This is a genomic window from Paenarthrobacter sp. 2TAF44, from assembly GCF_052114885.1.
In the GTDB taxonomy this organism is placed as follows: domain Bacteria; phylum Actinomycetota; class Actinomycetes; order Actinomycetales; family Micrococcaceae; genus Arthrobacter.
The window spans coordinates 23,811-42,518 of record NZ_JBFRFP010000037.1 but is presented as its reverse complement, the minus strand read 5'-3'; the positions used below and the strand labels follow the sequence as shown (position 1 = coordinate 42,518).

19 protein-coding genes and 1 riboswitch are annotated in these 18,708 nt (G+C 62.2%); of the genes, 12 read left to right on the top strand and 7 right to left on the bottom strand.

All coding sequences use genetic code 11. The features are described 5' to 3' along the window. Positions 1-291: 291 nt before the first annotated feature. The 6 genes from AB4Z15_RS23385 (at position 292) to AB4Z15_RS23360 (ending at position 4,363) form a co-directional block, all read left to right on the top strand. Positions 292-561 (top strand): type II toxin-antitoxin system Phd/YefM family antitoxin, encoded by a 270-nt coding sequence (locus AB4Z15_RS23385; RefSeq protein ID WP_442004455.1) that lies wholly within the window; start codon positions 292-294, stop codon positions 559-561. After that, positions 558-815, top strand: coding sequence for a type II toxin-antitoxin system RelE family toxin (locus tag AB4Z15_RS23380; RefSeq protein WP_442019161.1), 258 nt, complete (start codon positions 558-560; stop codon positions 813-815). The genes AB4Z15_RS23385 and AB4Z15_RS23380 overlap by 4 nt, the downstream gene beginning before the upstream one ends. A 14-nt stretch (positions 816-829) precedes the next feature. Then, positions 830-1,927, top strand: coding sequence for a Gfo/Idh/MocA family protein (locus AB4Z15_RS23375; RefSeq protein ID WP_442019160.1), 1,098 nt, complete (start codon positions 830-832; stop codon positions 1,925-1,927). Positions 1,928-2,017: 90 nt separating this feature from the next. After that, the gene (locus tag AB4Z15_RS23370) at positions 2,018-2,725 is read left to right on the top strand and encodes a hypothetical protein (RefSeq protein ID WP_442019159.1); all 708 of its coding nucleotides are present in this window, start codon (positions 2,018-2,020) and stop codon (positions 2,723-2,725) included. A 181-nt stretch (positions 2,726-2,906) separates the two neighbouring features. Continuing rightward, positions 2,907-3,455: an RNA polymerase sigma factor gene (locus AB4Z15_RS23365; RefSeq protein ID WP_442019158.1), complete on the top strand. Its 549-nt coding sequence runs from the start codon at positions 2,907-2,909 to the stop codon at positions 3,453-3,455. Further along, positions 3,452-4,363: a hypothetical protein gene (locus AB4Z15_RS23360; RefSeq protein WP_442019157.1), complete on the top strand. Its 912-nt coding sequence runs from the start codon at positions 3,452-3,454 to the stop codon at positions 4,361-4,363. The genes AB4Z15_RS23365 and AB4Z15_RS23360 overlap by 4 nt, the downstream gene beginning before the upstream one ends. A gap of 124 nt (positions 4,364-4,487) precedes the next feature. On the opposite strand, the gene ald is transcribed toward AB4Z15_RS23360, so the two are convergent. Next, complete coding sequence (gene ald, locus AB4Z15_RS23355; RefSeq protein WP_216926266.1) at positions 4,488-5,606, bottom strand: alanine dehydrogenase; 1,119 nt, start codon at positions 5,604-5,606, stop codon at positions 4,488-4,490. Positions 5,607-5,814: 208 nt separating this feature from the next. Between ald and AB4Z15_RS23350 the strand changes: the two genes are divergently transcribed. Both AB4Z15_RS23350 and AB4Z15_RS23345 read left to right on the top strand, forming a co-directional pair. After that, entirely contained in the window at positions 5,815-7,029 is a 1,215-nt protein-coding gene (locus AB4Z15_RS23350) for a PucR family transcriptional regulator (RefSeq protein ID WP_442019156.1), read from the top strand. 143 nt (positions 7,030-7,172) lie between these two features. Further along, a complete protein-coding gene (locus AB4Z15_RS23345) occupies positions 7,173-8,093 on the top strand; it encodes an AEC family transporter (RefSeq protein WP_442019155.1) in 921 nt (306 codons plus the stop codon). Positions 8,094-8,337: 244 nt separating this feature from the next. On the opposite strand, the gene AB4Z15_RS23340 is transcribed toward AB4Z15_RS23345, so the two are convergent. After that, entirely contained in the window at positions 8,338-9,717 is a 1,380-nt protein-coding gene (locus AB4Z15_RS23340) for a hypothetical protein (RefSeq protein ID WP_442019154.1), read from the bottom strand. A 2-nt stretch (positions 9,718-9,719) separates the two neighbouring features. Then, a riboswitch (cyclic di-AMP (ydaO/yuaA leader) is annotated at positions 9,720-9,870 on the bottom strand. A gap of 129 nt (positions 9,871-9,999) precedes the next feature. Next, a complete protein-coding gene (locus AB4Z15_RS23335) occupies positions 10,000-10,233 on the bottom strand; it encodes a hypothetical protein (RefSeq protein WP_442019153.1) in 234 nt (77 codons plus the stop codon). A 47-nt stretch (positions 10,234-10,280) separates the two neighbouring features. Between AB4Z15_RS23335 and AB4Z15_RS23330 the strand changes: the two genes are divergently transcribed. Further along, positions 10,281-11,348: an ATP-dependent DNA ligase gene (locus AB4Z15_RS23330; RefSeq protein ID WP_442019152.1), complete on the top strand. Its 1,068-nt coding sequence runs from the start codon at positions 10,281-10,283 to the stop codon at positions 11,346-11,348. A 103-nt stretch (positions 11,349-11,451) separates the two neighbouring features. On the opposite strand, the gene AB4Z15_RS23325 is transcribed toward AB4Z15_RS23330, so the two are convergent. The 4 genes from AB4Z15_RS23325 to AB4Z15_RS23310 form a co-directional block, all read right to left on the bottom strand. Beyond that, entirely contained in the window at positions 11,452-11,727 is a 276-nt protein-coding gene (locus tag AB4Z15_RS23325) for a DUF6480 family protein (protein ID WP_442004466.1), read from the bottom strand. Positions 11,728-11,857: 130 nt separating this feature from the next. Next, entirely contained in the window at positions 11,858-12,676 is an 819-nt protein-coding gene (locus AB4Z15_RS23320; protein WP_442019162.1) for an alpha/beta fold hydrolase, read from the bottom strand. 1,107 nt (positions 12,677-13,783) lie between these two features. After that, positions 13,784-14,035 (bottom strand): hypothetical protein, encoded by a 252-nt coding sequence (locus AB4Z15_RS23315; RefSeq protein ID WP_442019151.1) that lies wholly within the window; start codon positions 14,033-14,035, stop codon positions 13,784-13,786. A 79-nt stretch (positions 14,036-14,114) separates the two neighbouring features. Further along, on the bottom strand, positions 14,115-14,522 hold the full coding sequence (locus AB4Z15_RS23310) for a helix-turn-helix domain-containing protein (protein WP_442019150.1): 408 nt from the start codon (positions 14,520-14,522) through the stop codon (positions 14,115-14,117). A gap of 257 nt (positions 14,523-14,779) precedes the next feature. Here AB4Z15_RS23310 and AB4Z15_RS23305 point away from each other — a divergent pair, with 257 nt between their 5' ends. The 3 genes from AB4Z15_RS23305 to AB4Z15_RS23295 all read left to right on the top strand — a co-directional run bounded on the left by AB4Z15_RS23305 (position 14,780) and on the right by AB4Z15_RS23295 (position 18,698). Then, entirely contained in the window at positions 14,780-15,850 is a 1,071-nt protein-coding gene (locus AB4Z15_RS23305) for a LacI family DNA-binding transcriptional regulator (protein WP_442019149.1), read from the top strand. Positions 15,851-15,930: 80 nt separating this feature from the next. Then, complete coding sequence (locus AB4Z15_RS23300) at positions 15,931-17,607, top strand: ABC transporter substrate-binding protein (RefSeq protein WP_442019148.1); 1,677 nt, start codon at positions 15,931-15,933, stop codon at positions 17,605-17,607. A 113-nt stretch (positions 17,608-17,720) separates the two neighbouring features. Then, a complete protein-coding gene (locus tag AB4Z15_RS23295; RefSeq protein WP_442019147.1) occupies positions 17,721-18,698 on the top strand; it encodes an ABC transporter permease in 978 nt (325 codons plus the stop codon). Positions 18,699-18,708: the final 10 nt, after the last annotated feature.

Here is an 18,708-nt window from a genome sequence, read left to right as displayed (position 1 = left end):
ATCTCCTCGGCGACCTGTTTCACCGGCCGGTTCGTGGACAAAACAAGCCGCACAGCATCCTCACGGAAAGCCGCATCGTATTTTCTTCTGGGCGTGGTCATCTGAACTGAAGCTCCCATCAAGCTGTCTCACAAAACCATACGACCGCATCCCCGATCGTTCTCTCACGTCCTGCGGTCTTGTCCCGATCCCTCTCTCACATCCTGCCTCCTTTTCCGGATCCCTCTCTCACATCGCCTGTACATTTCGTCCCCTATGTACATTAGGTACAACTGGCGCTAGGATAGGCGCATGGGTGCTGCCGACTACTTCGTAAGTGTTGCTGACCTGAGAGTCCATCTCTCAGATACGATCAATCGCGCCGCATACGGGCACGAGAGGATCAACATCACGCGTCGGGGCAAGGTTGCGGCGGTGTTGATAAGCGCCGAGGACCTTGAACGTTTCGAGCGTCTCGAAGACGAAGCGGACGTTAGAGCCCTCAAGGAAGCTAAAGCAGAAGACGACGGTACCCGCGTAGGTCTTGACGAACTCCTGAAGGAGAACGGCATCAACCGTTGAGTTCGTATCGTGTGGAGTTAAGCAGCGGCGCGGCAAAACAGCTACGGAAGCTCGACCTTCCAACTCGGCGAAGATTGCTCCTGGCGATCGCCGATCTGGAAAGCAACCCTCGACCCGACGGGGTGAAGAAACTCAATGGCACATCAAATGCTTGGCAGATTCGAATAGGCGACTACCGGGTGCTCTACGAGATTCACGAAGACGAACTCGTCGTCCTGATCTTCCGCAGCGCGCACCGGCGGGAGGTTTACTGAATTAGCCTTGGGGCATGACTTCCAGGCCGATTCGCACCGCCATCGCAGGTTTTGGGTTATCGGGCAGCGTATTCCATGCGCCCTTCATTGCAAGCAACACTTCGTATGACCTTGCCGTCATTGCCACATCAGACGCCCAAAGGCAGGCAAAGGCGGCTGAACGATACCCGCAGGCCAAGGTAGTCAACACGCCGCAGGACATCCTGGCACTGGCCGACGAACTGGATCTCGTCGTCCTTGGCACACCGCCCGCCACGCACTATTCGCTAGCGAAAGCCGCGCTGGAAGCCGGACTCGACGTCGTCGTCGATAAGCCGTTTGTTGTCCACAGCGAGCAAGGTGAGGAGCTGATCCAACTCGCCGCGCAAGCAGGCCGCGTTCTCACTGTCTACCAAAACCGCCGCTGGGACGGAGACGCGCTCACCCTGAAGAAACTGCTCGACGCCGGGACGCTGGGCACCGTGACCAGGTTTGAAGCGGGGATGGAGCGCTGGGCACCCGAGATCGCCAAAGCGTGGAAGGCTAGCGCTACTGCCGAGGACGGCGGTGGGGTCCTGTTCGACCTCGGTGCACACGTGCTGGACCTGGCCGTCCAGTTCTTCGGACCGGCGCACGTCACCTATGCCGAGATCATGGCACGACGTCCGCAGGAGAAGGCCGACGACGACGTCTTCATCGCGCTTCAGCACCAATCCGGCGTCGTCAGCCACGTGACCCTGAACCTCAACAGCCACCTCCACGGACCGCGTTTCCGTGTGCTGGGCACGAAGGGCGCCTTTGTAAAGTTCGGCACCGATCCGCAGGAGCCTTTTGTTCTGGGCGGTGGGCTGCCTACCGATCCTGAGTACGGTGTCGAGCCTGCCGAAAACTACGGGACCCTTGAATCGGACGGGCAGCGCCGAACCATCCCCACCGAGCGCGGTGCCTATCCTGAGTTCTATCGCCTCCTCGCCGAAAAGATCGACGACGGCGGTGCGGCATCCGCGCGTTCCGCACCTGTGGATCCGGCTGACTCGGTGGAAGTGCTGAAGCTGATCGAACAGGCGCGTGCCGCGGCCCGGAAAAACAATTTCGAGGAAGGCGTAACCTCAACCGTGCCCGGAACGATGTAGAGGGAGTGCGGGCCACGTCCGCACGCTGATCATCCGGCAGCGACCCAAACGCTGCCGGGGCAATCCCCACATCGTTTGTCGGAGGCTTTTATGTCCTTGTTCACTGTCCTTGCCACCAGCAAAGTCGCCGCGGGCGTCCTGGCTGCCGGAGCTGTAGCTGCCGGCGGAACCGGTGTCGCTGCCTTCAATGGCGCGCTTCCCACCGAAATCCAGCAGAGCGCTCACGACCTCGTCGGCGCACCTGCTCCCCTCGCCACGAAGGCAGCTGATGTAGCCGAGGCTGGCCAGGCCAAGGCGACTGACGCCGTCGAGACCGCACAGGCAAAGGCAACGGACGCTGCCAAGGCTGGCGAAGACAAGGCAACGGACGCTGTTGACGCCGCGAAGTCCAAGGCTGAAGACACTCTCGCTACAACCCCTGAAGCATTCGGTCTCTGCACCGCCTTCATCCATGGTGGACTCAAGGCTGACACCAAGGTGCCGGGTTTCCAGTCCATCGTGGTGGCCGCAGGCGGCGAAGCCAACGTTGAATCACACTGCCAGGCCGTAGTCGACGCCGGCAAGGCTGCCGGTCTGAAGGCTGAGGGCTCCGCAAACGCAAACGCGAACGCTGACGCTTCGGTTGCATCCAAGGTGCCTGCCGTTCCGGCCGTCCCCGCTGTTCCGGGAACGGACGGCGCCCCGGCCGTCCCCGCTGTACCGGCAACCCCTGCAACACCGGCCGCCCCCGCGCTGCCGACGCAGGTGCCCGCCGATGTTCCTGCCGCTCCCGGTGCAGGCCTCGATTCGGTCCGCTAAAGACCCAGCGGTTACGGTTTAAGGGTGGGGCTCCTTGGCTTGGACCGAGGAGCCCCACCACTTTACGGACGGCGGAGTACGTAACAGACCGCAGTGGCAATGGATGTCCTGAGCCCGGAAAACAACCGGGGACGGTGCTCCAAAGAGGCCGCTGCGCTGCGCGGGATGGAGGCATCCACGGGTGCTAAACCCACTAGCTGATGAATATGTGCAGACGGACGAGGACGATCCCGCTCTGCTCTTCACCGATGCCTACAACCAGTTTTCAGGGCCGGTTTTCGGTTACCTCCGAGCCCGTGGTGTGGACGATCCCGAAGCCGTCACGCAGGACGTCTTCCTTGCCCTGTATCCGAAGCTGCCGGACCTGCAGGGCGGTCTCCAAGGCGCCAGGACCCTGCTGTTCTCGATCGCCCACGCGCGTATGGTGGACCATTATCGCAAGCGCGAACGGACCCCGGATTCAGCTCCGTACGAGGCTGAGTTGGACGCGCGGCGCGCGCCCTCGGCAGAAGACCAAGCATTTGGCCGCGGCAGCCTGGGTGTCACGGAACTTCTGGAGGACCTCGCTGCAGATCATCGCGAGGTCCTGGCATTGAGGGTGGTGGCTGACCTCTCGGTGGAAGAAACGGCGGCCATCATGGGCAAATCCCAAGGGGCAATAAAACAACTGCAGCGCAGGGCATTGAGTGCACTGAGGAAAAGTGCACTACGAAGGAATGGCACACCATGAGTGAACACATCACCCCCGCCGGACGGCGGAGCGGTCACACCGACGGTCATAAAGGCGAGCAGGCCGTGGACCGCCTGTTGGCCGATTCCGGACTCGACGACGCCCTCGACATCCGTGCCGAACTTCTTGAACTGCGCTCCCTCGCCAGCACCCCTCCGACGCCCTCCGCGGCCGTCCGTGCGTTGATGATCAGCGACCCGGCTGCCAGCAGCAGAAGCACGACGGCGGACGTCACCTCCGCGGTGGCAGGTGCACCGACGGCGATACTTACGTCAGTCCAAGGGCCCACTTACGTGGCTGACCCAACCCCTGCAGACTCAACCTCTACTGACGAACTCGCGGCCCGCCGTCGTCGTAAGCGCCGTGCTGCGATCGCCGGATTCGCTGTGGCAGTTTCATTGGCAGGCGGTGCTACGGCTGCAGCCGCTTCCGAGGGCGGCATCCCGGGAGCTTTCCAACACCTGGGCTCCACCATCGGCACAGTAGTTTCGCAGCTGACGCCCGGATCAGGCAATGGATCAAGGCAGAATCCTGGTTCCCCCTCGGAAGAGCAGCGTGGCCGCGATGTCACTCCGGCGTACCCTTACCCATCCGGTCACAACCCTGCGGGCAACACCACCACTGGGAAAACTACCAACCCGAGTCAGGAGCCTCAAGGCGGCACCAACGGAGCGTCAGGACACCCTAATGAACCCAAGGCTCCCAACGGGGGAATGCCCGAAACACCGAAGATCCCCGGAAATGGTCAGCCCGGCAACATCAGCATCCCGACTCCCGCGGCACCCATCACGCCTCCCGGCATCGAGGCGCCCAATGTAACCCCGCCAACCCTGCGGCAATCGGATATCCCCGTGCCGGTTCCCACTCACGTTGTCCCTGAGGAACCAGTCACTCCCGGCAACGGCTAGAGAGCCCGTTGACGCTCACCAATCCCCAGAACGTGGAAAACCCGCTGTTTCGTCGCTGGCCCTGACACACAGGGGGGCAGCGACGAAACAGCGGGTCAGCGACTTGTCAACGCCAGGGCAAAGCCTAGGCGGTAACCACGCTGTGCCAGTCGGCCACGAGGGGCAGGTTGTGCGCCTCCGAAACCGAGTGGTGTGCCACGTGGCCTGCAGCGATGTTGAGGCCGGCGGCCAGGGCGGGGTCGCGGTCGAATGCGGCCTTGACGCCCAGGTTGGCCAGTGCCACGGCGTAGCGCAGGGTGACGTTGGTCAGTGCGTACGTGGAAGTGTTGGGAACAGCGCCAGGCATGTTGGCAACGCAGTAGAAGATCGAGTTGTGGACCTTGTACGTCGGTTCCTGGTGGGTGGTGGGGTGTGTGTCCTCGAAGCAGCCGCCCTGGTCCACGGCGATGTCTACCAGGACAGAGCCTGGCTTCATCCGGGACACGAGTTCGTTGGTGACGAGCTTGGGCGCCTTGGCGCCAGGGATCAGGACGGAGCCGATCACGAGATCTGCGTCGACAACTGACTTCTCGATCTCGTAGGCGTTGGATGCCACGGTCTTCAAGCGGCCCTGGTAGAGGGCGTCGAGTTCCCGCAGGCGGTTGATGTTGATGTCCATGATGGTGACATCAGCACCGAGGCCCAGTGCCATGGCGGCGGCGTTGGTTCCCGCAACACCTGCGCCGAGGACAACAACTTTGGCCGGACGGACACCCGGTACGCCGCCAAGGAGGATGCCCTTGCCGCCTGCCGGTGCCATGAGCGAAGAGGCGCCGACCACGACGGACAGGCGCCCTGCGACCTCTGACATCGGGGCGAGCAGCGGAAGGGTGCGTCCTTCCTGGACCGTTTCGTAGGCGATGGCCGTGACACCGGAGTTGATGAGCTCGGCGGTGAGCTCGGGCTCGGCGGCCAGGTGCAGGTACGTGAAGAGGATCAGGCCCTTGCGGAAGCGGTGGTACTCGGCCTTGATGGGTTCCTTGACCTTCATGACCATGTCGGCCCGGCCCCAGACGTCGTCCGCGTCGGCAACGATTTCGGCGCCCGCGATCGAGTATTCCTCGTCCGTGATGCCAGAGCCCAAGCCCGCTCCCCGCTCAACCAGAACGGTGTGTCCGTGAGTGCGGAACTCGTGGACACCTGCGGCCGTGATGGCTACGCGGAACTCGTTGTTCTTGATTTCTTTAGGGACGCCGATGATCATTTGCTGGCTCCATCGTTAGCGGCTTTTTCGGCCGGATATTTGCTGCGGGCTGTGATTCCAGAATAAATCCGGCTGTGAGGCAGGCGACATGATCCTCCAGACCAAGGGAAGCGAACTCCCTGTAAATTCAAGGATCTTCTTCCATTGAGCTCGACATTTGTCGAGTGCTAGAGCGTCAGGTGTCGCCTAGTGTTGGTACGCTTTCTGGATGCAGCAGGACGTCGAGGAGATAGTTGAACGCGTGGCGCTCAAGCTGGGCAGGGGGCTGTCCCTGGAGGACCTCGACGGCGTCCTCCTCGCCTACAGTTCCAACCAATCCCACGCCGACCGCGTCCGGGTGAACTTCCTCCTGAGCAAGCGCGTTCCGAGCGATGTGAGCGCTTGGCAGCTCTCCCATGGCATCGCCACAGCGGTGCGGCCAGTGGTTGTTCCTGCCAACGACGAATTGGGCATGCTCGGTCGGGTCTGCGTCCCGCTGCTGGTGCGCGGTTTTCGGGTGGGCTACTTGTGGGTGCAGCAGGACCTTGAGGAGCAAACCGCGACGGCGATACTCGCCGAATTGCCCGGCGTGCGTGACGAACTGGACTTGTTGGCTGGTTTGCTGCTCGATTCCAACACGGCCGAATCAGAGTTCCGAAGGAGGCGGGAGCAGGAGTTTCTGGCGGCCTGCGCCGGGGAGTCGAACGCAGTGGCAGCGGTGGCCGGTTGGAAGGAGATCCAGGGCCGCGGTCCGTGGCAACTGGTGACCGTCCTGGACGCGGATGGTGGGGGAGCCGACGTCGACCCCATTGCCGCAACGCTAACCCACCGGACAGCAGCGTTGCAGTCCACGATTGGTGTCAACGCCGCGTTATTCAGCGCCGGGACGGAGACACATTCCGTTGTCCTGTTCCGGGAATCCGGAGGCCGGGCGGACCACGCCCAGGTCCTGGTGCACTATCAATTGGAGCTCGCCAAGCGGGCGGGCCGCGCGGTGGACCGTGTGATCTTGGGCATCAGCGAGCCGTTCCAAGTCATCCGGCAATTGGCAGGGGCCTACAGGCAATCCAAAGTGGCAGCACAGGCCGCAGCCGTGGATCCGCCCCTCGGGGAACTGGTGGAGAGCCGGGCCGTTGGCGTGTATCAGCTCTTCGATCGTCTTCAAGCGCCGGGCGGCTGGGATGACACGGGCTCCGTTCATTTCCGCACTTTGGAGGACCAGGATAAGAACGGCGAACTCCTGCCAGTGCTGGAACTGCTCTACGACAACGACAGCTCCGTGCAGGACGTAGCAGCGAAACTCCACTTGCACAGGAGCAGCATCTACAACCGCCTCGGCCGGATCCGCCAACTCATCGGAGCTGATCCGTTGAGCGGTGGGATCCGGCTCGAGCTGCATGCTGCACTAAAGGCCCAGCGGTGGGCCTCGCGCCCGCGGATCTAGCGGGTGTCGTGCCGGTGAGTCGCCAAGTGTTGTGGAACGCGTGTTGGGGAACGCGTGTTGTGGAACGGTAGCGCTGAAGTGGACACCCACGCAGGCGTCCCCTACGCTGAGAAAGCGGTTTCTCAACAATTTTTAGGAGCAAGGTGGGCGGCGTTGTCTCGGGGATCCTCATCGTCGCCTTGGTCATCGCGGTGGGCTATTTCGCCGCCCGCTACAAAGTGCTGGCCCCTGATGTCCAAAGCGCACTGACTCGAACGGCCTTCTACATCACCAATCCTGCGCTGCTGTTCACCGTGGTAGGGAAAAGCGATATCCGTGCCGCACTCGGGGTTGACGCCCCTCTGGCGCTCCTGTCAGCAGCCGTTATAGGCCTTCTCTATTGTTTGCTGAGCTTCGTGTTCTTCCGGCGGCCGGTCGCCGAAACGGCAGTTGGTGCCATGGCCAGTAGTTATGCCAACGCGAACAACATTGGCATTCCTGTCTCGTTGTATGCAGTGGGCACGGCGCAGCACGTTGCTCCAGTCCTTCTGGTTCAACTCCTGATCATGGCACCCTTCTACCTCAGCGTCCTGGGCGTGGCAGGTGGTACAAAAATCTCCTGGAAACGAATGCTGTTGCAGCCCTTCTCCAATCCCATGATTATCGCCTCGGGGCTGGGAGTGGTGATGGCTCTTACGGGGTGGGACGCACCCGAACTCGTCCAGAAACCCATCGACATGCTGGCTGGCGCGGCCGTGCCCATGGTTCTGTTGGCTTTTGGCATGTCGCTGGCAGGCAAGGCACCTCTCCAAAAGGGGGATGGCCGCGTGGAGACCGTGGTGGCAACCACCCTGAAGGTGGCGGGCATGCCCGTGGTGGTCTGGGCGCTGGGACGCTTTGTGTTCGGCCTGGAGGGGCAGCACCTCCTGGCCAGCGTCATCATGGCAGCCCTTCCAACCGCCCAGAACGTTTTCCTTTTCGCTTCTCCCTACGGACGCGGAATGACAATGGCCAGGGACGTCATCCTCTGCACAACGGTGCTCTGCATCGGGGCACTGGTCATGGTCGCGTGGCTGCTGGGTTAGAAACGCCATGCCAGGAACAAGAGCCACACGAAACAAAAAGCGAGACGGAACAGATGAGGCAGGCACCCGCGCGGGTGCCTGCCTCATCTTGTTACCGTGATTGCTGTAGCTGTGATTCCTTAGGCCCGACGAAGCCGTTGGCAGCTCCAACGGCCCATCCGATTGCGGAAGGTGGCAGTGCGGCTGCTGCTGCAGTACCGGCCGTGCCATCCGACGTGCTTGCTGGTCCTGGGAAGTTGCGTGCTCACTTCAAGATCCCTGTGGCGCCCTCAAGTATGCCGTCCAGGTCCAAGGCTGAACCATTGGCCGGCGTGGTGGCATTTGGATTTCCGGTTGGCTTTGGCTTCGGTGCCTGAGTCTGGGTAGGAGTAGGTGTCGGAGTAACCGTGGGACTGGGCGTCGTCGTGGCAGGTGGGGTGGTAACCGTGTCCGACGGAACCGGGCTCGGGGCCGGCTGGGTCGGGACAGGAGTTGTCACGCCCGGCACAGGAACAACAGCCGACGGGGCCGACGAAGGGACCCAAACAGGATCCGCGAGTGAAACTTCCGGAGTCGGAAGTGACGACGACGACCCCTGAGCAGGTGCCTCTTCTGACGACTGCGTTGCAACAGTTGCCGGCTGTCCGGCCTCGCTGGTCGCCGACGAAGCTGATGCAGTAGAGCTGGACGAGCGGGGTGCGGGGGTGGCCGAGGTTGACTGCCTGCTGTCGCCACCCGTCTTTGCGTCACTGGCTTCCTGAGCCGGTGTTTCCTGCCCGAAGAAGGGAAGCTCGAAGGCCTGGCTCATGGTGCCAACGGTCAATACCAGGCCCAATGCCCCAGCGACGACTGCCATGCGCTGGCCCATTGTCTTGACCGAGGCGGCCTTGGTGAGGACTGCATGTGGTTCGTGGCTGAAGGACGACGCTCCAAACGTGGGGACAACGCCCGTCGGGGACTCGGCAACCGTTGTCGCGGAAGGGGCTGTCCCGCTTCCGGATGCTTGGGCACGAAGGGCTTTCCGGCTTGCGAGACCAGCTGTCGCGGTGGCGGCTGCCGCGAGCTGGGCAGGGCTCTTTGACTCCGCCGGCGAAGCAGGGAACGCCGGAGCCGCAGGCGTGGGAAGAGGGGTGGCAACGGTCGGAATTTCAGCTGTGACCGGATCCCCAGGGCCGGGCGTGGGCGCCTGCACTATCGGGATGGCAGCGGTGGCGGGCTCGGGTTCGTGCGCGGCGGGGGTGGGTGCAGCAGCAGCCACCATCGGGATGGCAGCGGTGGCGGGCTCGGGATCTGCAGCCGGTTCGGGAGCGACCGGCGTGGGCGCCAGAACTGTTGGAATCGCAGCCGTAGCCGGCTCCAGAGCAGCGGAGTCTACTGGGGCAGTTTCTGCCGGAGCTGTTTGAGGAGCGATTACAGCTTGGGCTGCCCGTTCACGCTCTGCCGCGCGAGCGGCTGCGCGCGTGGTGGGCGCCGCAGAGGTGGGAACAGAAGCAGTGGCGGGTTCCGGCGTCGTGCTTGTAGAACCTGTTTCTGCTGCCGGCGTGCTGGTGGAGGATCCGCTGGGTTGGGCCCGACGGCGTCCGGTTGGTTGGGTACGCTCGCGCGCTATTTGGGCGCGGCGCGGCTGATCCATGGTTGGGGACATGGTGGTTGCCTCTCAACGCCTGCGAGGTTAGCTGTCGGGTTCGGACGAGGCCGTCCGGCCGCACATGGCGGCTTCACCCCAAGGGCCCATGAAAAATCAGGCCCGGGAACTCTGGGTCCCCCGTCTCTGCCGCTAGTCTGGCGGATCCCGGTTTGCGGCAGAGCTCGGCGTCAACCCGGAAGCGGCCCAGCGGAGATACGGGTCGCTCTTAGACCGTACATGAGCGCCATAGTAAAGTCACATTAATGTAACGGGCGGGACGCCTTCCAGCGCGAAGGTCCGTTAGGACTTAGGCTCCGGGGCCGGAGCCGGGGCTGGCAGCTCGTGCTGGATCCTTTGGACTTGGTGTGCGTAATGGGTCTCGGGTCGGAAAATTTCGTCCGCCACGCCCAGGATCCCACCCGCGGCGCCGCGCCGGACTTTCCCCTTGCTGTTCTGGCGCGAGACCCAGAACCAAAGGGCCGCAACGAAGGCAGGTGCTGCCAGTACTGCCACTAGAACGGCCAAGATATCCATCGCCCAAGACTAGCTTCCGCCGCGGCTGGCAGGTAGAACATAGTCGTATGGACCTCCCAGTGATGCCGCCCATTTCGCCCATGCTTGCCAAGTCCGTTCCTTCGATCCCTGATGTAGGCCACTTTGAGCCGAAGTGGGACGGGTTCAGGACCATCGTTTTCAAAGATGGCGACGAGATCATCTTGGGCAGCCGCAACGAACGTCCCATGACACGGTACTTTCCCGAGTTGGTGGAAGCCCTTCAGAAGAACCTTCCGGACAAATGCGTGATCGACGGCGAGATCGTCCTCATAGCTGACAACAGGCTCGATTTCGAGGGCCTTCAGCAGCGCATCCATCCTGCCGATAGCCGTGTGCGGATGCTTGCCGAAAAGACACCGTCCTCCTTCATCGGATTCGACATCCTTGCCCTGGGCGGGGAGAACCTCATGGACAAGCCGTTTTCGGAGCGTCGAGCCGCCTTGGAGAAGGCAATGGCCAAGGCTGAGGCGCCCGTGTACGTAACGCCTGCCGTGACAGAACTTGATCAAGCGCAGGAGTGGTTCGTGCAGCTGGAAGGTGCTGGGCTTGACGGCATACTTTCCAAACCGCTCGGGGGGACGTACCAGCCGAATAAGCGCGTCATGTTCAAGACCAAGCATGAACGGACCGCGGACTGTGTGGTGGCTGGATTCCGGTGGCACAAAACGGGAAAGGTTGTGGGGTCGATGCTGCTCGGGCTATATAACGACGCCGGCCAGCTGCAGCACGTGGGGGTGGTGGCTTCATTTCCCATGGCCAAGCGCGAAAGCCTGGTGGCCGAACTTGAGCCGTATCAGACGGAATTCAGCGAACATCCTTGGGGCCAGTGGGCCGATCAAGGAGACGCGGCAGCTACAGGTTCTCGAATGCCGGGCGCACAGAGCCGGTGGAGCGCCGGTAAGGACTTCTCCTTTGTTCCCCTCCGGCCGGAACTCGTCATTGAGGTTGCCTACGACTACATGGAGGGCGAGCGGTTCCGGCACACCACCCAGTTTCGTCGGTGGCGGCCGGACAGGACCCCGGAGAGCTGCACATACTCACAACTGGAGGAGCCGGCTGATTATGACCTCGGGGAGATCCTGAGACTGCCGTAGCCTCGGGCTCCTCGGGTTTGGTTCTACGTTGTCGAGCCGCTGTTACGTCGTTGAACCGCTGTCACGTTGTTGCCCAACAACGTAACAGCGGCTTGGCGACGACCTACTCTTCGTGCCCCTGGTCGCTGCTCATGCTGTCCTCGGCAGGCGGTGTTTCGCCCGGGGGTACGCCGCCCCCGGGTTCGAGTCCCGTGACGTTGCCATCCAAGGGGTCGGGGTTGGCGGAAGCTGCGGGATCGTCCTCTTCGTCCTGGCGCATGTCTGGGTCGGTGTGTACATCATCCGGATCGCCGGCAGTGTCGCCCGCGGTGTCGTCCGGCTCGGCTGCGCCCGAGACGCCGAAGGTCCGGGGATCGTCCTCTGGGTCATAGCTGGTCATGGTCGCCCTTCCTAAGCAAACTTACTATTGTGATTGCCCGGCCAGCCTAGTCTCCAGATCGCAAACCCAACAAGGGGCACCCATGCCGGGATTCGACGTCGTGCACTAGTGCCTAACTCCGGCGGGACGCCTAACTCTGCCGGGATGTCGCCGCGACAAAGCTCCTGATAGCGTCCGCCACGGCCTTGGGGCGCATGTGCTGTGCAACATGGCCCACGCCCGGGATCTCCACGAGCCGCCCTTGAGGAATTGCCCGCGAGAGGCGAAGAGCCCAGTCCGGCCCGGCGACGTGATCGCGGCTCCCTCGGAGCACCAGCACGGGAGTTCGGACTTTGGCCAGCTGCTTCTCCGTCGGGTACTTCATCATCACGGGCAGCTCCGTGAGGTACCAGCGCGGCCCACATTGCAGGTAGTCCGTGACCACAATCCAGTTGGACGACGGGCTTTCCCGGAGAAGGCCGTCCAGGAACAGGGCAAGCGACTGCCGGGCGACGTTCTTGTGCCGGGAGTCCACCACAGGGCCCATGAGCACCAGTTGCTGGGCGCATTCGGGCTCGTGGAGGGCCGCTTCGATAGCGAACTGCACGCCCATGGAATGCCCCACCAGAATGTACGAATCGATGCCGCACGCCTTAAGTGCCTCAGCAATGAATGCGCCATAGTCCTCAACGGACAGTTGCCGGCCGGGTTTCCGAGTCCCGGCAAAACCCGGAAGATCCAGCGAATAGGTGGGGACGCTGGCGGCGAGGACGGCATGAAGCCTGGCCAGGTAGCGGTGCGAAACGCCGATACCGTGGATGAGAATGTAAGCGGGCTCCCTCGGGTCCCCGGATTCGGCGGGCTCCGGGTTGGCATGGCTGCCCGGCCGCGGCGGTGCCGTTCCATCCGTCCATAGAATCCGGCCGCTCAGCCCGCAGGCCTCGACGTCGGCAGATAGTAGCGTCGTCAGCTCCCGAACCTCCGGTTCTCAATTGTGCTTTGGATAGCCCTGCGGCTCCATAGCTCTTCTTGCCTGTTTGTTGAGAATAGCGCCCGAGGCTTCCTGTAAGGGAGGAGCTGGCAGATGGGAAATTCGCGGCGCGGTTGCAGATCATACACAGCGCCGCGGTAGCCCTCCTGTGGATAAACCCGGATCTGAGGAAGGCCAGGCAAATCACGTGCTTAGACTGGCAATTCAAAGAAATAACCCCGGCCGCATCATGGCTCTGGTCCAGAGAGGCGGGTCCGGGGACTTCGCACTCAGCCTAGCAAGGAGCATGAGGACTTGGCCAATCTTGAAACATGGTCCAACGGTGCTCACAACCGAGCTCTCGATGAGGCAATTACGCCTGTCCGGATGGCAACTTACGCGGCTGCTGCCTCCCACGATGCGTCGCTGGCCAGGCGGCTCTATGTCTGGGACCGCGACGTGGCGATCGCACTTCTTGCTGATATTGCAATCGTCGAGGTAGCTCTGAGGAATGCGATGGCCAAGCAGCTGGACACTGTCTTTGGTCGATTCTGGTATGCGAACGACATAGGCCTTGATGGCCCTGGCCGGAGTAAGTTGGCCGAAGCGTGGTCCAAGCTGGGCCAAGACCGACGAACATCTGGTCATCTTATCGCTGGGCTGATGTTCGGCTTCTGGAAAGGTCTGCTTGAGCCAGGCGGCTACGTAGGCAGAGAACCGCAAAGATTTCACATGTCTCATGAAAATCTATGGAACTCGTGCCTGAATAAGGCATTCCGCGGCGGCAGGACCGTGGCGGCCGCAGATGGCGAACGATTCACGAGGTCTTGGACCCTAGGCGTTGTGGCAATGGTTCATGCTGTACGGAACTGTGCTGCCCACCATGAGCCGTTCGTAGCGGGTTTTCCCCTACCTGGGCAGCGTCAGAGGCTCACTGCAGAGCAGGGGCATGAGGCTTGTCTGAAGTTGGCTCGGATTCTGGACCGGGATCTTGCAGAGTGGCTGGCGGCAACCACTCAACTCCCTCAAGTGTTGTCAGCCCGCCCCTGCTAGAGAAGGAAGCGGTGCCGGATGCTGAAGTGGGTTCCAAATCCGACCCCCCGGAACCTAGTCCCGGGTGACGTCGTCGGACTCAGTGGGGTCGCCAGCCGCACGCGAAGCGTCAGGGGCGGCGGCAGCATCAGCCGCTTCCCGGCGTCGGGCGATCTTGGATTCTGTCCACATGGCGACCGCCACGAAGACAACGCAGGCAAACATGAAGGTGGCTACGAAGTTCAATCCCATGGCCGATCCCAAGGGTGCGGCAAGGGCCATTGCGGCCACCCCGGCCACTATATGCCACCCTTTGAAATTGCCCACCAAACAAGCGTAACCCCGGCCTAATCAGGTGCTGGCCCGTTGGCTGGGATCGTTGCTTGATCCTTATCACTCCGACGCTTTAGTCGTTCGGAGCGTCATTTCCCGCGGAGGTCTCGGCCTGCTTGCGCTTCTGGGTTTCCAACCATTCCATGATCGCAGCCTGGCGGATTCGCCGATGCGTGCCGCGGTATTCCACGGGGATCTCTCCGCGGTCGGTCATATTGCGCAGGTAGGTGTGTGAGATACCCGCGAGCTCAGCGGCCTGCGATGTCGTGAGCATTTCCTCCACGCTGCTGACGGTTACGGTTTCGCCGCGGCTCAGCCTCGCAAGAAGATCGACGACGGCGTCCCTCGCCTGATCGGGCAGGCGGTGGACCGTGCCATCGACGAACACGGTGATGTCGTCGCTGTCCTGGAGGGAGCGTGCCAGATTCCGGGCGTCATCGGCGGGGAGGCCCACTGTAACGCGGGGAGCTATCAGTGCCATGGCAGAAGCCTAGCGCGGTGGTGTGCTGGACGAGGGGAGATGGCCCGGTTCGATGGTTTGCTGCGCACAAGACGGTAGGAGTCGTCTTGTGGGCAGGGCGTCGTCTATTCGGGCGGGGCAGGGCGCGGGCGGATAAAAAGAAGACGTTGACAGAAAACAGGTAACGCGCGTAACCTAAATCACACGTTCCAAGTAATGCGCGTTACCAAAAGTATTCCCAACCAGAACCAACAAGAACCAAGACCCCGGAGCATTCAATGGCGAAAAGCACCACCCCCAACAAAGCCGCGGCTGTGCGGCAGCGGGGAGTCACCATGAATGACGTCGCCAAGCACGCCGGCGTCTCCCGGACCGCGGTCTCGTTCGTGCTGAGCAACCGCGAAAACGCCAGCATCTCCGAGGAAACCCGCACCCGTATCAACGATGCCGTGCAGGCACTGGGCTACCGCCCGAACGCCGGAGCACGGGCGCTGGCATCTCAGCGCAGTGATTGGTACGGGCTTGTCACCGAGATCGTGACGGCACCGTTCGCCGTCGACATCATCAAAGGAGCGCAGGACCAAGCGTGGCTTGATCGTCGGTTCCTGCTCATCGCGCCCTCCGACCAGGCCGATGCCGTAGGACCCAACAAGGGCTTGGAAGATGCCGCCATCGAAAAGCTGCTGGAACAACGAGTGGAAGGACTTCTCTACGCAGCCACCTTTCACCGGGGCGTGCATGTTCCGCAGAGTGCCAACGAAGTACCAACCGTCTTGATCAACTGCTTCGACGCGGACGGAAAGCTGCCCTCGATCGTCCCTGACGAGCGTGCGGGTGGCAGGGTCGCCGTCGAGCGCTTGCTTCAAGCCGGCCACACCCGGATCGGAATCATCAACCTTGACCCGGTCATTCCTGCAGCAGTCGGACGTTTGGAGGGTGCCCGCGAAGCACTCGCCAAAGCCGGGCTGGAGCTGGACCCGGAACTGGTGGTGTCCGGATACGCAACGGCCGACGGCGGCTACGAGGCCGCCTGCGAAATCCTGGACCGCTATCCGGAAAAGGACAGGCCAACCGCACTGTTCTGCCTCAACGACCGCATGGCGATGGGCGCGTACGACGCCATCAAAGAACGGGGCCTGACCATCCCCGGAGACATCGCCGTGATCGGCTTCGACAACCAGGAGCTGATTGCGGCCTATCTGAGGCCAAAACTGACCACCGTTGCCTTGCCGTTCCAAAAAATGGGAGCCCTGGGAGTCCAGACGCTCGCCGCTCTTACAGCAGGACAGTCGATCATTGCCGACCAGCAATTGGTCGACTGTCCGCTGCTAGAACGCTCTTCGGTCTGACCGCGAAATCAACCTCGAAGAGCAAACCCCTTACCCACCCCTTCACCTTGGACGATGAAGATAGGAAAGAGATAACCATCATGACACAACCCCGATTCCTGAGGTCTGCCCGCATCACGGCGGCCGGACTGGCGGTGGGCGCTATGCTGCTGACCGGCTGTGCCGCCACCGTCAACAAGACCGCCGGCACGGACGCCGCAGCAAACGCGAGCGCGTTCCTCACCATTCCGCGTGAGGACATGGGCACGTTCGTGCAGAACTTCAACCCGTTCGCGCCCACCGTCAACCCGATGGTCCAGCAGTCCATTTACGAGTCCTTGCTGATCTTCAACCCGGCCAAGGGAGACACGGTGCCATGGCTCGCAACTGAGTGGAAGGCAGCCGACGACGGCAAATCAATCACCTTCACGTTGCGCGACGGCGTGAAATGGTCCGATGGCCAGCCCTTCGTCGCTGACGACGTGGCTTACACCTTTGAGCTTCAGAAGAAGATCAAGGGTGGCTATGAGTACCTGGATAGCGTGACTGCCGAGGGAACCAACAAGGTCACCTTCAACTTCAACAAGCCGTGGTCGCCGGCCCTTTACGACGTCGGACAGCTCAGCATCCTGCCCAAGCACATCTGGTCCGCACTGGCCGACCCGGAAAAGGATGCCAACGCCAAGCCCGTGGGCACCGGCCCCTACACTGAAGTGGACAGCTTCCAGGCCCAGTCCTTCGTGCTCAAGAAGAACCCCAACTACTGGCAGCCGGAAAAGCAGAAGATCGCCGGCATCAAGATGCTCGCTTTTGCAGGGAACGACGGCGCCAACCTCGCCGCTGCGAACGGGGACGTGGACTGGGCCCCGCAGTACATCCCGAACATCGAAAAGACGTTCGTTTCCAAGGACAAGGAACACCGCCAGTACTGGTTCCCGGCAACGGGCGCCATGATCAACTGGCAGCTCAACACCGCCAAGGCTCCCTTCAACGATGTTGATGTCCGCAAGGCACTGAGCATGGCCGTTGACCGCGACCAAGTCACCAAGATCGGCATGAGCGGCTACGCCAAGCCTGCCGACTGCACTGGCCTTTCCGGCAACTACGAGAAGTGGAAGAACTCCGAGGTCAAGGACAACTGCACCTGGACCAAGCTGGATGTGCAGAAGGCCAACGAGCTGCTGGACAAGGCCGGCTACGCCAAGGGTGCTGATGGCAAGCGCAAGCTGAAGGACGGCTCGCCGTTCGAGTTCAAGATCTCCGTGGGCGCCTCATCTTCTGACTGGCTTTCAGTAGCCAACGTGATTTCGCAGAACCTCGCCGAGGTTGGCGTCACGGCCAAGGTTGACTCCCCGGACTGGGCTGCCGTGGTTGCGGGTTACGAGACGGGCGACTTCGATTCCGGCATCGTCTGGAGCGCCAACGACCCCAGCCCGTACAAGTACTTCAACACCTCCATGGGCACGGCAACAGTGAAGCCGGTGGGAACCAAGACGTTCGATAACTACCACCGCTTCGGTGACACCAAGGCTGATGCCCTGCTGGCCGACTTCGCAGCAGAGGCCGACGAGTCCAAGCAGAAGGACATCGCCAACAAGCTCCAGGAAGAGTACAACGACGTCGCACCACTGGTGCCGCTGTTCTCCGGCCCGGAATGGGGTGCCTTCAACGACACCCGCTTCACCGGCTGGCCCACCGAGGGCAACCCGTACGCAACCCTGTCGGTACGGTCACCCACAACGGTGCTGGTGCTGACCACGCTGGAACCGCGTAAGTAGTCCCCACCTCACACTGCACGCCCGGCGGCGATCCGCCAACTGGCAACCGCCACCTGGTAGCCCCCGCCGGGCGTGCCCCCAAACTTTCCGTAATTCCCGAATGGAGGGAAACCGTGCGCTTTATCCTGCGCCGCCTGGGTTTCTACCTGATCGCCTTCTGGGCATCCATCACCCTGAATTTCCTGCTCCCGCGCTTCATGCCCGGCGACCCCGTCTCCCGCATGTTTGCCCGCTCCCAGGACAGAATGCAGCCCGAACAGATCGAGGCACTGCGCAAGCTTCTTGGCGTGGACGATCGGCCCATTTGGGAGCAATACGTCGACTACATGCACAACATTTTCACGGGCCAGATGGGCGTCTCCATCTCCCGTTTCCCAACACCGGTCACAGAGGTCATCTCCTCCCAGATCGGTTGGACTCTCCTGCTGGGCGGAACCGCGCTGGTGATTGCCGCCGTCGTGGGTAACCTGCTGGGCATCCTGGCCGCTTGGCGACGGGGCGGCGCGATCGACTCGGCACTGCCGCCGGTGCTCGTGTTCATCGGCTCGTTCCCGTACTTCTGGCTCGCGATGGGTGCGCTGTACCTGTTCGGCGTGGTGCTGGGTTGGTTCCCGATCCGCCACGCGTTCACGGATGGTTTGGAACCCGGGGTTACCTCCGAGTTCATCGGCGACGTCGGTGCGCACCTCGTGCTGCCGGCGCTAACGATCGTGCTGGTTTCCATTGGTGGCTGGATGTTGGGCATGCGCAACACCATGATCGCCACGAACTCGGAGGACTACATCACCATGGCCGAGGCCAAGGGCCTCCGTCCGGGTCGCATCATGCTCCGCTACGCAGCGCGAAACGCGATGCTGCCGTCTGTCACGAGCTTCGGCATGGGACTGGGATTCGTGGTGGGCGGTGCGCTGCTCACCGAAGTGGTGTTCGCGTATCCCGGCGTGGGCTACCAACTCCTCAACGCCGTCCAAGGCCTGGACTACCCCCTCATGCAGGGCCTGTTCCTGACCATCACCGCAGCCGTGCTGCTGGCGAACTTCCTGGTGGACATCCTCTACGTCCGCCTCGACCCGCGCGTGCGCAGCAACTAGAGGACTGATC